The sequence below is a fragment of the Bacillus sp. C-3-6 genome, from assembly GCF_054509685.1.
Map to the genome: position 1 here is coordinate 2,027,024 of NZ_CM137247.1, position 15,620 is coordinate 2,042,643.

12 protein-coding genes and 2 other annotated features are annotated in these 15,620 nt (G+C 34.5%); of the genes, 7 read left to right on the top strand and 5 right to left on the bottom strand.

What is annotated here, in order from left to right; genetic code table 11:
* Window positions 1-30 precede the first annotated feature (30 nt).
* Window positions 31-3,132, top strand: coding sequence for an isoleucine--tRNA ligase (gene ileS / locus ACW0JX_RS10500; protein WP_459245655.1), 3,102 nt, complete (start codon window positions 31-33; stop codon window positions 3,130-3,132).
* 52 nt (window positions 3,133-3,184) lie between these two features.
* Here the strand turns inward: ileS and ACW0JX_RS10505 are convergent, their stop codons facing one another.
* Window positions 3,185-4,270, bottom strand: coding sequence for a DUF418 domain-containing protein (locus ACW0JX_RS10505; RefSeq protein ID WP_459245656.1), 1,086 nt, complete (start codon window positions 4,268-4,270; stop codon window positions 3,185-3,187).
* A gap of 1 nt (window position 4,271) precedes the next feature.
* A complete protein-coding gene (locus ACW0JX_RS10510; protein ID WP_459245657.1) occupies window positions 4,272-4,856 on the bottom strand; it encodes a TetR/AcrR family transcriptional regulator in 585 nt (194 codons plus the stop codon).
* 330 nt (window positions 4,857-5,186) lie between these two features.
* On the opposite strand from ACW0JX_RS10510, the gene ACW0JX_RS10515 reads away from it, so the two are divergent.
* Entirely contained in the window at window positions 5,187-6,698 is a 1,512-nt protein-coding gene (locus ACW0JX_RS10515; protein WP_000482274.1) for a M36 family metallopeptidase, read from the top strand.
* 107 nt (window positions 6,699-6,805) lie between these two features.
* Here ACW0JX_RS10515 and ACW0JX_RS10520 read toward each other — a convergent pair whose 3' ends face one another.
* Window positions 6,806-7,285: a hypothetical protein gene (locus tag ACW0JX_RS10520; protein WP_459245658.1), complete on the bottom strand. Its 480-nt coding sequence runs from the start codon at window positions 7,283-7,285 to the stop codon at window positions 6,806-6,808.
* 64 nt (window positions 7,286-7,349) lie between these two features.
* On the opposite strand from ACW0JX_RS10520, the gene ACW0JX_RS10525 reads away from it, so the two are divergent.
* The 4 genes from ACW0JX_RS10525 to ACW0JX_RS10540 all read left to right on the top strand — a co-directional run bounded on the left by ACW0JX_RS10525 (window position 7,350) and on the right by ACW0JX_RS10540 (window position 13,284).
* On the top strand, window positions 7,350-8,732 hold the full coding sequence (locus ACW0JX_RS10525; RefSeq protein WP_141542525.1) for a UDP-N-acetylmuramoyl-tripeptide--D-alanyl-D-alanine ligase: 1,383 nt from the start codon (window positions 7,350-7,352) through the stop codon (window positions 8,730-8,732).
* Window positions 8,733-8,799: 67 nt separating this feature from the next.
* Window positions 8,800-9,013: a binding site (T-box leader), on the top strand.
* Between the two features lie 105 nt (window positions 9,014-9,118).
* The gene (gene aspS / locus ACW0JX_RS10530; RefSeq protein ID WP_459245659.1) at window positions 9,119-10,417 is read left to right on the top strand and encodes an aspartate--tRNA(Asn) ligase; all 1,299 of its coding nucleotides are present in this window, start codon (window positions 9,119-9,121) and stop codon (window positions 10,415-10,417) included.
* A 209-nt stretch (window positions 10,418-10,626) separates the two neighbouring features.
* Window positions 10,627-10,875, top strand: a binding site (T-box leader).
* A 116-nt stretch (window positions 10,876-10,991) separates the two neighbouring features.
* Entirely contained in the window at window positions 10,992-12,332 is a 1,341-nt protein-coding gene (locus tag ACW0JX_RS10535; RefSeq protein WP_016081805.1) for a sodium-dependent transporter, read from the top strand.
* 76 nt (window positions 12,333-12,408) lie between these two features.
* Window positions 12,409-13,284, top strand: a complete 876-nt coding sequence (locus ACW0JX_RS10540; protein WP_141241075.1) for an alpha/beta fold hydrolase — start codon at window positions 12,409-12,411, stop codon at window positions 13,282-13,284.
* A gap of 36 nt (window positions 13,285-13,320) precedes the next feature.
* On the opposite strand, the gene ACW0JX_RS10545 is transcribed toward ACW0JX_RS10540, so the two are convergent.
* Window positions 13,321-13,896, bottom strand: coding sequence for a nucleotidyltransferase family protein (locus ACW0JX_RS10545; protein WP_095691002.1), 576 nt, complete (start codon window positions 13,894-13,896; stop codon window positions 13,321-13,323).
* Between the two features lie 35 nt (window positions 13,897-13,931).
* Window positions 13,932-14,729, bottom strand: coding sequence for a lipid II flippase Amj family protein (locus ACW0JX_RS10550; RefSeq protein WP_000028911.1), 798 nt, complete (start codon window positions 14,727-14,729; stop codon window positions 13,932-13,934).
* Window positions 14,730-14,919: 190 nt separating this feature from the next.
* On the opposite strand from ACW0JX_RS10550, the gene ACW0JX_RS10555 reads away from it, so the two are divergent.
* The gene (locus tag ACW0JX_RS10555; RefSeq protein WP_069355516.1) at window positions 14,920-15,582 is read left to right on the top strand and encodes an HAD family hydrolase; all 663 of its coding nucleotides are present in this window, start codon (window positions 14,920-14,922) and stop codon (window positions 15,580-15,582) included.
* Window positions 15,583-15,620: the final 38 nt, after the last annotated feature.

The following is a 15,620-nucleotide window of genomic DNA, read 5'->3' on the forward strand; positions in this document are numbered from 1 at the left end:
CTTTTAAAACATTCAAAGGAGTGATTGTAGATGAAGAAAGTAGATGTAAAAGAGTCAGCTGTAGGGAGAGAAACACGTATTCGTAAGCAGTGGAACGAACAAAGCATTTTTGAACAATCAATTCAGAATCGAGAAGGCGCACAATCGTTTGTGTTTTATGAAGGACCACCAACGGCGAACGGTTTACCACATGTCGGCCATGCACTTGGTCGGGCAATTAAAGATTTAGTAGCAAGATATAAAACGATGGCTGGTTATAAAGTAGTAAGAAAAGCAGGATGGGATACACATGGTTTACCTGTAGAACTAGGTGTTGAGAAGCAACTTGGTATTTCTGGTAAACATGAGATCGAAGAATATGGCATTGAACCATTTATTCAAAAGTGTAAAGAGAGTGTTTTCACATATGAAAAGCAGTGGCGTGAATTCACTGAAAGTATTGGTTATTGGGTAGATATGGATGATCCATATGTAACTTTAAAGAATCCATATATTGAAAGTGTATGGCATATTTTGGGGACAATCCATGAAAAAGGATTGTTATATAAAGGACATAGAGTTTCACCATACTGTCCAAGCTGCCAAACCTCATTGAGCTCACATGAGGTTGCACAAGGGTATAAAACAGTAAAAGATTTAAGTGCAACTGTGAAGTTTAAAGTGAAAGATAGTGAAAATGAGTATTTCTTAGGTTGGACAACAACGCCTTGGACACTTCCAGCAAACGTAGCGCTTGCTGTACATCCAAATATGGAATATGTTAAAGCAAAACAAGAAAGTCATGTATACATTGTTGCGAAAGAACGTGTACAAGAAGTATTAAAAGAAAACTATGAAGTATTATCTGTTCATAAAGGCGAAGAATTATTAAACACATCTTATACAGCGCCATTTCCGATGAAAGAAGTTACAAATGGTTACCGCGTTATCGCAGCAGATTTTGTAACGGCAGATAGTGGTACAGGACTTGTTCATATTGCTCCAGCATATGGAGAGGACGATTATAGAGTTGTTCAAAGTGAAGGATTGTCATTCTTGCACGTTGTAGATGAAAAAGGTGAGTATACAGAAGCGGTACCATTTTTGAAAGGTAAATTTGTAAAAGATTGTGACGTTGACATTGTTCGTTATTTAGCGAAAGAAGGTTTGCTATATCATAAAGAAAAATATGAACATAGCTACCCACATTGCTGGCGTTGTGATTCACCACTACTTTATTATGCAGGAGAAAGTTGGTTAATCCGAACAACTGCAATTAAAGATACATTTTTACAAAATAATGATTCAGTTACTTGGTATCCGGATCATATGAAACATGGACGATTTGGTAAGTTTTTAGAAAATATGGTGGACTGGAATATTAGCCGAAATAGATATTGGGGAACGCCATTAAACGTGTGGGAATGTGAAAGTTGTGATCATCAGTTTGCGCCGAAAAGCATTGCCGAATTAAGAAAGCATAGTACGAAAGAAACACCGGAAGATTTAGAATTGCATAAGCCTTATGTAGATGAAGTTCAAGTCCGCTGCGAAAAATGCGGAGGCACAATGAATCGTACACCAGAAGTAATTGATGTTTGGTTTGATAGTGGTTCCATGCCATTTGCACAATATCATTACCCATTTGAAAATAAAGAGTTATTTGAAGAGCAGTTTCCAGCTGATGTTATTGCAGAAGGAATTGATCAAACACGCGGCTGGTTTTATAGTTTATTAGCAGTCTCAGCACTGTATACAGGAAAAGTACCGTATAAACGAGTGTTATCACTAGGGCATGTTTTAGATGAAGAAGGTCAGAAAATGTCTAAAAGTAAAGGGAATGCACTAGATCCAGTTGATTTAGTAGATAAGTTTGGTGCAGATGCGCTAAGATGGGCTTTACTTGTTGATAGTGCTCCGTGGAATGCGAAGCGTTTTTCTGAAAGAACCGTACTGGAAGCGAAATCTAAATTTGTAGATACATTAGTCAATGTGTATAGCTTCTACGTTTTATATGCAAATTTAGATGAGTATAACCCGAAAGAAACGTATGATGTAAAGCGTACGAAATTAGACGAATGGGTATTATCAAGATTGCATAGTACAACGAAAAAAGTGAGAACAGCACTTGATGATTATCAATTTACGAATGCAGCTCGTGAAATTGCAGTACTTGTAGATGAAGTGAGTAACTGGTATGTAAGACGCTCACGTAATCGTTTCTGGGAATCTGGTATGAACGCTGAAAAAGCTGCTGCGTATGAGACACTTCATGAAGTACTTGTAACAATTAGTAAATTAATTGCACCATTCACACCGTTTGTCGCGGAAGACATTCATCTTAATTTAGAAGGAAGTAGCGTTCATTTAGCTGATTATCCAGTTGTAAATGAATCACTACTTCAGCCGAAATTAGAAGCGGAAATGGATGCTGTTTTACAAGTTGTTGAACTTGGAAGAAGTAACCGTAATCAGCATTCTTTAAAAGTAAAACAGCCGCTAGCAGAACTTGTATTACTTGAGCATAACGAGAATGATATGGATTGGGAATCTTATCGTGATATCGTTATGGATGAGTTAAATGTAAAAGCGTTCCATGTTGAACTCGATGAAACAAAATACACATCATATCAATTGAAGCTTAATTTTAAAACAGCGGGGCCGAAATTCGGTAAAAATGTGAATGCAGTGAATGGTTGGCTAAAACAATTATCACAAGAAGAAGTACAAAACTTTGTATCAACAGAAAGAGCAGTTTACGAAGCAACACCAGGAGAAGAAGTAGTTGTAACTGCTGAAGATGTGTTAGTTGAGAAAGTTGCAAAATCAGGATTCTCTAATACGACTAACGGACAATATACGGTTATGTTAGATACGAATGTAACGGAAGAATTGTTACAAGAAGGAGTAGCGCGTGAATTCATTCGTGCGGTTCAAGAATATCGTAAACAGTTGAATTTACCAGTTAATTTACGAGTCGATGTTATTCTCGATACAGAAGAAGAACTACAACGAACGTTAACGAATCATAAAGATTTATTGGAAGAAAACTTACTCGTAAAACAATTTACATTTGGTCACTTAACGAACGAAGACGATGAACTTTCTTTAGGTGAAACAAAACTTAGAATTAAATTAAGTGCAGCTAATTAAAGAAAAAAGGAAGTTGGAATGATTCCAACTTCCTTTTTCGTATGGAGGTAAATTAACTAGCTAATTTCCTCATAATCCATTCGATAGGTCCTCTAGAAAATTTCTTTCTCCATAATACGCTAAACAAAATACTGAAAATGAAAAATACAGTAGCAAATAATAAAACGAAAAGTAGTGTTTGATGTTCCATTCTATTGAATAGAATTAATGTCCCAATCCCGATAAATACATGACTTACATAATGAGTTAATGTTAATTGACCTGTTTGTATAATGGAAGTAACAAACCAATTATTTTCATATTTTTCAGTGATATAGAGGCAAAGTATTAATATAGCAATAGCAGATCCTGTTGCAGATAAAATGTACAATACATTTGGTAAAATGGGTCCTGTATTAAACAAAAATGTAGCAGCTGCTTTGCCAATGTGTGGAATGAAGTAGTACGTGAGCCCTTTTGATAAAAGTTCTATCAGTATGGTGAATGTAATACCGAGCAAGAGCAACCTATCTCTAATCTTTTTATTATGAAGATCTAATCTGCCAATTATCATACCGATTAAGAAGAATAAAAACCATGGGAAAAAAGGGTGATAACCATTAAAGAATAAATTGCGAAGAAAACCGTTAACTGTCCAGAAGTCTACATATTTTATAAATGGAGTAGGGCCTCCCCAACCTTCGAAAGCATTGAAAGTAAGCTGAAGAGATTGTGCCAAGAGTAGGATAATAATAGATAAGAAGAGTAATGCTTTTTTTCGGACTGTAATGAGTAAGGTAGCAACGAAAAGGTAAACACCATAGTAGTGTAATATATCCCCAGTCCACTCCATTACGTATAAAAGTAATCCTAAAATAAATAAGAATAGTGCCCGTTTCCATATGATCTTTCGGCTATTAGAAATTTTTATTTTTTCATTGCTAGCAACAGAGGATCTAGTCATTAAAGATATGCCAATTCCAGCAAGTATAACAAACAAGGCAGAAGCTCTACCTTCAAAAAGTGACATGAAGGTTATTAAAAATGGGGGACCATTTCCTTCTGCACCTGTTATCACCATAAAATTAACAAGCAGCATACCAAACATCGCCAAGGCCCTAGCAAAGTCTAAGCCGATAATTCGTTTTTTAGTATTCAATTCAATCCCTTCTTTCAAAAATACTGTTTACAGCTTCCATCCATATTTGTCTATAATCTATATCCACATGTAACATCATAAAATCCCCAACATTATCAAGCACTATTGCTAACATATGAGCTTTTGAAACTAGATTTTTATTTTCAATCAATTGCAGCTCATTTGCTTTTGTAAGGAGTGATTCAAACCCTTGTAAATATTCTGTTTGCACAGTTAGTAATCGATCTTTGTACATATCATTTCTTGAAGATAGTAATACATATTCTTGCAACACACGATTAAAATAAGGATCGTTCTGCTGTTCATCAATTATTTTGAATCCAATTTCAATGCATTTCTCAATAAAATTTTCTTTCGTAAACTCTTCTGTATGGAAGAAGGAAGAAAACTGCATCGCAGCACATAATTCTGTGAAAATACATTCGATTAATGCATCTTTAGATTTAAAGTAATAATAAATGGACGGTTTAGCAATTCCGACTTCTTCAGCAATCATTGAATAAGTCGTTTTGGTAATACCATGTCCGGCAAACAGTCGATAGCTTGCTTCCATAATTGAAGAGAGTGTTTCTGCACTTTTGCTCATAATAAAGCCTCCTAAAAAAAGGTTATATAAATCGTATCATTCATTAATATTTTTTTCAACCTATCGTTAGGTAAAAAGTAGCCTATTTTTTACAAAGTCATTTAAAAAGTTTAAGAGTTAAGGAATTGCTTTAGAAATATATTTCTAAAGTATTGTGTTCACTTTACACATAAATATTGAGAAAATTTCACTTACCCTAAATGAAAAGGTAATAGAAGTGTTTATAGAGAATTACTCGTAGATTCAATTTTTATCCATCCGTTTTGCGAGGAATGATTGCCGAGTGGTAATGGGATAAGGTTGAGCTACTTTATTAGGGGGAGTGGTTCTATGTTTAATAAAAAAATGGTGGCAATGGCAATGACTGTACCGTTAGTAATGGGGACGATTTCTACGGTTTCGGCATTGGAAAAACAACAGCAAGTAAAGTTAGAAGCTTATTCGCCACAGAAAAAAGCAACTGAATATTTAAAAGAAAATGCTGCGCAGTATGGATTGAAAACAGACCTTTCAGACTTGCAATATATTTCTACAACAGAAACGTCAGTAGCTTCATATGTTAGGTTCCAACAAGTTGTTAACGGTGCGCCTGTATTCTCAAAACAAATTACAGTTACTCTTAACGGAGAGGGAAAGGGAGTACTCGCTGTTTCTGATTATCAGCCTGTTACAGGTGTGAAGGAAGTAACGACAAAAATTAGTGAAAAAGATGCAATACAAAAATCAATGGCGTATGTTGGAGAAGCAAGTGAGCAAAATTTATGGGCTCCTACAGATAAAGAGTTCGGATATATTGTTGAAGAAGGAATTGCTCGTCCAGTATATAAAGTTGTAGTCCATTCTAATAATCCATTTGGTGCATGGGAAACATTTATTGATGCAGAAAATGGAAAGTTAATTAAAAAGGTTGATATAAACCGAAAAGCTGAAGGGTCAGGAAAAGTATTTTTACCTAACCCAGTCGTATCTAGCGGTAGTAAAGTAGGCTTAAAAGATAATAACGATGCAGATTCAACAGCTCTAACGAATCAACTGAAAACTGTTACGTTAAAAGGTTTAGATGGAACAGGATTTTTAATTGGAGAATATGTAACGATTTCTTCAAAAGCGAAAACAAAATCTACGAATTTACAATTTAACTATACACGCGCAAATGATAGCTTTGAAGATGTTATGTCGTACTATCATATCGACACATTGCAACGGTACATTCAAAGTCTAGGTTTTAAAAATATTAATAACCGTTCGATAAAAGTGAATGTTAATGGTACAACTGATGATAACTCATTCTATTCTCCATCAACAAAAGCTTTAACTTTCGGTACTGGTGGTGTTGATGATGCAGAAGATGCTGGTATTATCGCACATGAATATGGGCATTCGATTCAAGATAACCAAGTTCCTGGCTTTGGTAGTTCAGCAGAAGGTGGAGCGATGGGAGAAGGATTTGGCGACTTCTTAGGTGCTACATATGAAGATGCAGTATCGACTACTGGATATGGTAAAGCATGTGTTGGAGAATGGGATGCGACAGCTTATTCTAGTTCAGATCCAACATGCTTACGCCGATTAGATACGAATAAAGTATATCCGAAAGATATAACGAATGAAGTGCATGATGATGGTGAAATTTGGGCTCAAGGTCAATACGAAATGGCACAAGCTTTTGGCCGTGATGTAGCAACAAAAATCATTTTACAATCACACTGGTCATTAACACCAAACTCTAAATTCAGTGATGGAGCGAAAGCGATTAAGCAAGCGGATGCTCTTTTATATGGCGGACAACATGCTGCTGATATCGATCGCATTTGGGCAGCGAGAGGCATTAGTACGAATTAATATAAAAAGTCGTGGCATTTATAAGCCACGACTTTTTAATTTGCTTACGAACTGGTACTAGTAAATAAAGCTATATCAATGATAGTGTGAATATATCCGTATCCCATTTACTTTTTAGCTTCTTTAAAAACAAAATGCTCTTTAAATTTTCTAGATTCAACTTTTTGACCATTTCGCATCGATCGGAATGGGTGCTCTTGCCATGTAATAATAACATCAACTTCATCTGTTTTTGTAGCAACAGGTAAATTAGTGTGTTCAAATCCAGTTTTTCCACTTGCTAAACGACTTTCCTTTAGGGAAAAGAGTTCATATTTCGTTTTCTTATTTGGTTCGTTGCGGAATACTTCGACGTTTACGTTATATACCTCACTATTCCCAACATTCTTTACTGAAAAATGATATGTTTGAAATTCATCTTTTTTAGCTTGAAGCATATTCTTGTTTGTTTTTTTCGGTTTATCAATATTCACTTGCCATTGATCAGAGTTTTGGGAGATTGGTAAAGATTTTGGTGAATAGGCGTATGTTTCGTTTACTACAATTAGGCAAAACAATAGGAGAAAGAAACTAATTGCTTTTTGCATATACACACCTCGCTATAAAATTTTTTATTAATATGCGTGAAAAATACAACTTTTATGTAATAAAATGGAAAAGGGTGACGATTTGATTCAAATACAATTAAATAAATTGGAAGAGATAGTAAATGGTGAAGGATTACAAGAATCATTTCATTATATAGAGATGCAAGGCGTCTGTATTGACTCTAAAAAAATTACGAAAGGGAATTTGTTTGTTCCGATTATTAGGGTGAAAGATGGACACGATTATGTAAAAGAAGCGATGGAAAAAGGTGCGGCTGCTTCTTTATGGAAAAAGTCTTACGGTGATCCTCCAAAAGGAATACCGATTATTTTTGTAGATGACACATTACTTGCACTGCAAAAAATAGCGCGATATTACCGAAAGACAAGTAATGTGAAAGTTATCGGAATTACTGGTAGTAATGGAAAGACAATGGTAAAAGATATAATAAGCACGATATTAAGTACAACTTATCGTGTGCATAAAACGAAGGGAAATTTAAATAGTCAAATTGGTTTACCACTAACGATTTTAGAAATGAAACAGGATACAGAGTTTTTAATACTTGAAATGGGAATGAGCGAAACGGGACAAATTCGAAACTTAGCACAAATAGCACAGCCAGATGTAGCGATCATTACAATGATTGGACAGTCACACTTAGAAACGCTTGGATCAAGAGAAGAGATTGCGAAGGCTAAATTTGAAATTGTAGACGGATTAAATGACGGTGGACTGTTCTTATATAATGGTGATGAGCCATTACTTTCTCAAAATATTAATATGCTAGGTATAGAAAGTAAGTCGTTTGGTGGAAAGTATACAAATGATTTGTTTCCAACGAACGTACAATTAGATGAATATGGTGTTCATTTTAAATTAAATCATTCAAAAATACAGTACGATGTTCCCTTACATGGAAAACATAATATTTTTAATACGATTGTCGGAATCGCTGTAGGTCAATTTTACAAAGTCCCTATAGAAAAAATACAAGAAGCATTGCAGCAAATAAACATTACACAAATGCGCTTTCAGTTTTTAACCGCTAAAACAGGTTTTACAATTATTAACGATGCATGGAATGCCAGTCCTTCCTCCATGAAGGTTGCAATTGAAACGTTGCAGAAATTAAATGCCTATAAGAAAAAAATTATAGTGATTGGGGATATGTTGGAGTTAGGCAAGAAAGCTGAAACATATCATAGAGAAATTGGTAAAATGTTAAATGAGGAGAGCATTCAATATGTATTTACGTATGGAGAGTTAGCCGAAATTGTAGCGGAAGAAGCAAGAAAGAACTATCATACAGGAAAAATAAAGTCATTTGATAATAAAGCCAAAATAGCAGAGGAAGTATTGAAAGTTATAACGAAAAAAGATGTTGTTTTACTGAAAGGTTCACGTGGCATGGCTTTAGAGGAGATTGTACAAAAGTGGATGTGAAAAATCAGAATATATTTTAAAAAGGCTTGCATTCTATAAAAATAAGAGTTAGAATACTCTGTAAATATAAAAAGTGATGATCAGGAAAAGTACATGATGCAAAGGTCTACAGAGAGCAGCCGGTTGCTGGGAAGGTTGCGATACCGCATGATGGAAAGACACCTGTGAGTGTTGCTTTGAACGTGATTATTAGTAAAAGCAAACGGTACCTACCGTTATCAGGGCTAAGATGGTCAGTATGACAATTTGGGTGGTACCGCGGAAAAAAATCCGTCCCTATTTATAGGGGCGGATTTTTGTATTCTTTGAAAGGGGGTGAGTGACCGTGGATGATGACGATGACAACAATAACGTAAATAAATATAAAATTACTGGAGGGAAAAATAATGGATTCAATAATGAAGCGTTCACTCACAAAAGAATGTACAAAGCAAAGTGGAAAGGTTGTATTACTTCAAGGATGGGTAAAAAAAATTCGGCACCTTGGAAATGTTAGTTTTTTATTATTACGGGACAGAACAGGAGTAATTCAATGTGTATTAGAAAATGAATTGGCCGGATATAAAGTTGATGTAGAAAGTGTTGTCCATGTAATCGGTGAGATAGTCGAGACATCGAAAAAAGAATTGGGTGTTGAAGTACTTGCTCATGAAGTGAAAGTAATAAACGGTGCAGAACCACTTCCATTTGAAATAAACAAAAAGAAGTTACAAGTTGGATTAGATCAACTATTGAATGAGCGGGTACTCTCACTAAGACATGAGCGAACCGCATCGATTTTTAAAGTGAAATCTACACTCGTTCAGAGCTTTAGTGAATTTCTTATAGAGAACGATTTCACACGTATATTTACGCCGAAAATTGTTTCGCAAGGGGCAGAAGGAGGAGCAAATGTTTTTAAGCTTCCATACTTCCAAAAAGAAGCTTATTTAGCACAATCACCACAGTTCTACAAACAAATGATGGTAGCGGGTGGGTTAGAACGAGTTTTTGAAATTGCACCTGTATATAGAGCGGAACATCATAACTCTTCCCGTCATTTGAATGAATATATATCGTTAGACGTAGAACTTGGTTTTATTCATGATTTTTATGAAGTGATGCAACTAGAAACTGATGTTTTACGATATATGTTTCAACAAGTAGCGAAAAAATGTGAAATAGAACTACAGCTATTACAAATAGAAGTACCTGTTATTACTGAAATACCTAAAATTACATTGTTAGAAGCACAAGAAATTTTGAAAAGTAAGTATCGTAAAGAATCTCCTGTAGGGGATTTAGATACAGAAGGTGAAAAGTTACTAGGGAAATATGTAAAGGAAACATATAATAGTGAATTTGTTTTCATTACACATTATCCGAAAGAAGCGAGACCGATGTATACGATGCAAAATAAAGAGAATCCAGCTATTACTGATTCATTCGACTTATTATATAAAGGGTTAGAAATAACGTCAGGGGCACAGCGAATTCATAATTATGAAATGTTACTCGCTTCGTTTAAAGAAAAAGGATTATACCCAGAGAAATTTCAATCTTATTTAAATACATTCCGATACGGTTGTCCCCCGCATGGAGGTTTCGGAATTGGGTTAGAAAGGATTGTATATAAACTATTAGAATTAACAAATGTACGAGAGGCGAGTGCTTTTCCGAGAGATTGTACTCGTCTTATACCGTAAAAAGAATCTTCGCGACTATCGCGAAGATTCTTTTTTTATAGTTCGTTTGAAAAGGTGAAAATATAGACTCTTTCTTTTGCTAATAAGCTTAGTGAAAGTGAGTTATCAATATGAACCATTTCGACAAAAAAATTAATATACCCCTTGACAGTTACAAATATAACAGATATACTTCATATTAATTTCAAAAGAAAATATATTCTAAATATTAAAATGTGTTGAATAGGAGTAGTAAGGTCATGTATTTGTACAGAGAGCTATGGGTTGGTGCGACATAGTCAAATGACATCCTGAACTCGCCTAGGAGCAGTAAGGTGGAACGGAATCACATTCTTAGTAAATCTTAACGGTTAACCTTCGATATTAGGTTTGTAATCAAACGATTACTACTAAGGTGGATTCATAATGGAATCAATAAGGGTGGTACCGCGTTAAGTAAATGGCTTAGCGTCTCTTTATATAGAGATGCTAGGCCATTTTTTTATTATATGGAAGAAGAAATGGAGGGTTTATTTGGATAGGTCTATAAAATTTATTTATTTATATAAAAAGATTTAATTAGGAGGAAAATGAGATGAAACAGACGGAGCAATGGACTTCGAAATTAGGTTTTATAATGGCAGCAGCCGGATCAGCAATTGGACTTGGTGCGATATGGAAGTTTCCTTATATCGCTGGGAAGAGTGGGGGAGGAGCGTTCTTTTTAATCTTTATATTATTTACTGTTTTAATTGGACTACCGCTACTTATAGCTGAATTTATGATTGGACGCAGTACACAGAAACAAGCAGTTGGAGCATTTAAAAGCATCGCACCAAATACAGGATGGCACTGGATCGGACGCCTTGGCGTTGGAACGTGTTTTATACTACTTTCGTTTTATAGTGTTGTAGGTGGATGGGTATTAATTTATTTATTCAGAGGAATAACTGGACAACTGATTACTCCGGGACAAAATTACGGAGCATTATTTACTGAAACAATTGGAAATCCCACTTGGGCGATTATAGGGCATTTCGCTTTTATGTTTATTACGATTTGGGTTGTATCAAAAGGTGTACAAAACGGAATTGAAAAAGCAAGTAAATATATGCTGCCAGCATTGTTCGTTTTATTTGTCGCTCTTATTATTCGTTCGTTAACACTTGATGATGCAATGAAAGGTGTGAAGTTTTTTTTACAACCAGATTTCTCAAAGATTACTTCGGAAAGTATTTTGTTTGCAATGGGGCAATCATTCTTTGCGATTAGCATCGGGATTTCAATTATGGTTACGTATAGTTCCTATTTAAATAAAAAAGAAAGTTTACCAAAATCAGCAATAACAATTGTTGGATTGAATTTATTTGTTTCATTATTTGCAGGTCTTGCTATTTTTCCGGCCGTATTTTCATTAGGAATGGAGCCGACAGAAGGGCCTGGATTACTATTTATCGTATTACCATCTGTATTTAGTCAAATTCCATTCGGTGGGTTGTTCTTAACAGTATTTCTTGCACTATTTACATTTGCGACATTAACATCGGCATTTTCTCTACTAGAGACAGTAGTGTCAGCATTAGCAAATGGTGAACAAGAAAAAAGAACGAAATTATCATGGATGATCGGTTTCGGCATTTTCTTAGTGGGTATCCCATCAGCGTTATCATTTGGAGTATGGAGTGATATTACGATTTTCGGAAAGAATATTTTTGATGCAGTAGACTTCTTATCTAGTAATATATTAATGCCACTTGGAGCACTATTTATTAGTATTTTCGTTTCATTCAAAATGGAGAAGAAGGTGCTAGAAGCAGAGTTTTTTGTAGGTGGAAATTATGGAAAGAAAGTATTTACTTGTTGGGCATTTTTACTTCGATTTGTAGCACCACTTGCAATAATTATCGTCTTCTTAAATGTAATAGGGATTATTTAACATTAAATGTTATAATATTCAGTAAAAAGAGAGGGTGATGATCATAAAGGCAAATTTGATAGAAGTAGGGAAATACATGAATATTAGAGGGAAAAAGCTATACGTTGAAACGCATGGAAATCCTAAAAATAAGCCAGTCTTATACTTGCATGGTGGTCCAGGAGAGAGTTGCTCAGATTTTTCATTTCACCAAGCGGAACGTTTAAAAGATTCTTTATATGTAATTATGATAGATCAAAGAGGTGTTTGTCGCTCAGAAGAAATTACTGAGGATGAAGCTTTTGGATTAAATGATTTAATTGAAGACTGTGAGGAACTAAGAAAAGCATTACAAATTGAAAAGTGGTCTGCAATTGGACATTCTTTCGGTGGCTATTTAGCATTGTTATATGCGTCGATATATCCAAGTTCAATAGAGAAAATAATATTTGAAGGGCCAACTTTCGACTTTGCATTAACAAGTAGAGCTTTGTTGCAAAAGACAGGGCATTTATTAAAAAAGCATGGAAAAGAAGAAGTAGCAAAAGAGTGCTTTGCTTATTCATCTAGCAATGCTAGTTCAGAAGAGTTGTTAGAAGCTTATATAAGATTAAGCGCTGAATTAGAAGAAAAAAGAATGGAGATTTACAATTATAAGGAAGATGAAACAGACTATAGTTTATATAGTGATGAAGAGTGGGAAGTATTTTCAAATCGTTCTCAAATTCATTTTGATAGATTAAAATTAGAGGGTGCATGTCATAAATCATTATTATATAAAATAAAAGAAGTACAGAATTCAATGTTATTAATTGTAGGAAAACATGATGTAGTAACGTGTGAAAAACAAATTGAAACAATTAATAAAGATGCTCAAAACGGTAAGTGTATCGTATTTGAAGAGAGTGGTCATTCACCTCACTATGAGGAAGCAGATAGATTCGCAGAAACAATTATTCATTTTTTGAAATGAAGAAAAGGGTGCTTCTATAAATGAGAAGCACCCTTTTTAAATTTCTGGATAAGCGATTGTTATGTTAGGCCATTTAATTTGCCAATTCTTTTTTATAACTCTATTTTTGTACATATGTATACGTTCTTTTGTTTCAAGAAAATGAGCTGTTGGTTTCACTTGTAGTGAAAGTACATCTTCGATTCCGCATGGAGATGCTAATATAATATTGTTTTGGTCATCTAATGTAACTCCTAATGCCGTTGCTGTTTCAGGAAATTTAGAAATAGCATCAACAGAAGAAGAATATGGCGGCATGTTATTCATTACATGCATACGAGCTTGATTTTTTATTGACCAAGGGATAGTGGCATCCATATTCATTAGTTTCGTTTCTAATAACTTTTCATATGTTTCGTCTTTATGTAGACAATCGTAATAAATAACATCTACATCAGGCGTATCTGTTCTTATTTCGTAGTTGTGTAAAGTATCCCAAATTTTAGAACGAACAAAGCCGGCACAAACCCACCAATCAGGTAACTCTAGTGATTTTGCCATTTGTAATACATTCATCATCCATTCGTCGTTTTCTATTAAGCGAATGATATCTTGTTCTGTTTGTATAGTCATTTGTTATCTCACCTGCTTTTTTTTAGAGAGTAAATTTAATTCATAAGCTTTATAATCCATGTAATCCAGTAAGCACCTGGTATGAATAACAGTTGAGCAAGTAATGTACCAAAAAGTCTAGAAATCATTAGCCAAGCATACATTTTACTCATTGCTTCAGCACCTTCTTCTGATTGAAGAGCTCGCTCTGTTAAAAGAGCAATACGTGGATCTAGTAGCACTGTTAATAAAATAGTAGCAAAACCATTAATAAGACCAGAAGCTGTAGTGGCTTTTGTTGCGAAAGCTGGAATTAAAAAAGAAGCATATAGTGCGGAAAGAACTCCCGCTGTATAAATTGCAGTAGCGAACATGTTAATAAGCATTATACGCTTTGGAATACCGCCGATACGCAGTCTATGAATCATTTCTAACTTTGGAAAGCGGACATATTTTTTTGTGTACTTTAATTTTTGAATGTTATTCGTTTTCATCATTCGAATGAAAGAACCGTCTGTTTCAAAGTTTTGAATGACATATCCAAATAGTTTTGTCAAAGTTGGATACAGTATAATCGCAAGCAATGTACCGATAGAAGCAGATAATAGTACAAGACGTATAATATGCTCTAAATCAATAGAAGGATCTAGTTTTGCTTCGTCCACAATCCCGCCAAGTAAAAAGGCTTGTAGTAAGTTTGACGTTCTTGAAATGAGTAATACGATTCCTACGACGGATAATGCGACAGCAATCTTCTTTAAACGAACCCCCGCTAATCGAATACTATAAGAGCTTGTTTCAACTGCGTGGATTACAATTGTGAAAGCCATTATAAAAATTAACGTAATTGACATTTGTTTCACCAGCTTCTATTAAAATAATTGTAACTTTTTTACTTTATCATATCTATCGTATTTTGTAACTGAAAGTATGTGACATATGGAAATTGATTTTTCGAAAAAATAGATAATGATAGTATAATAGGGAGAAGTGGAAGAGATGTTAGCAGTTATTTATACAGCAAATTAAGTGGAGGAATGAAACATGTATAAAACATTTCTATTTGATTTAGATGGAACTTTAACGGATCCGAAAGAAGGGATTGTAAATTCGGTTTTGTATGCGTTAAAAAAAGTAGGAATTGAAGAAGTACATATAAGTGAGTTAGATTCATTTATAGGTCCTCCTATTCAGCAATCATTCGTAGAGAGATATAATATGAGTGAAGGAGAGGTTGAACGTGCAGTTTTTTACTTCCGTGAGTATTTAAAGCAGCGTGGATTGTTTGAAAATAATGTATACGAGGGGATTCTGAAGCTCTTGCAACAATTAAAAAGTTCAGGAAATCGCATATTCGTAGCTACTTCAAAGCCCACTGTATTTGCGAAACAAGTTATAGAGCATTTTCAATTAACGAATTATTTCGAAGATATCATTGGAAGTAATTTAGATGGTACGAGAATAAAAAAAGAAGAAATAATTGCTCATATTTTACAAACAAATGAAGAACTAAATAAAGAAGAAATGATAATGATTGGTGATAGAAAGCACGATATAATAGGTGCGAATCAGAATGGAATTGCTTCAATTGGTGTTTTATATGGCTATGGCTGTGAGAAAGAACTGACTGAAGTTAGTGCGACTTACATAGTGAAAGATGTTGAAGAACTGTATCATTTTTGTGCAGAAAAAAGTTTAATAAATTAGTAAATATAGATGCTAGCAATCCCTTTATAACGTATGAT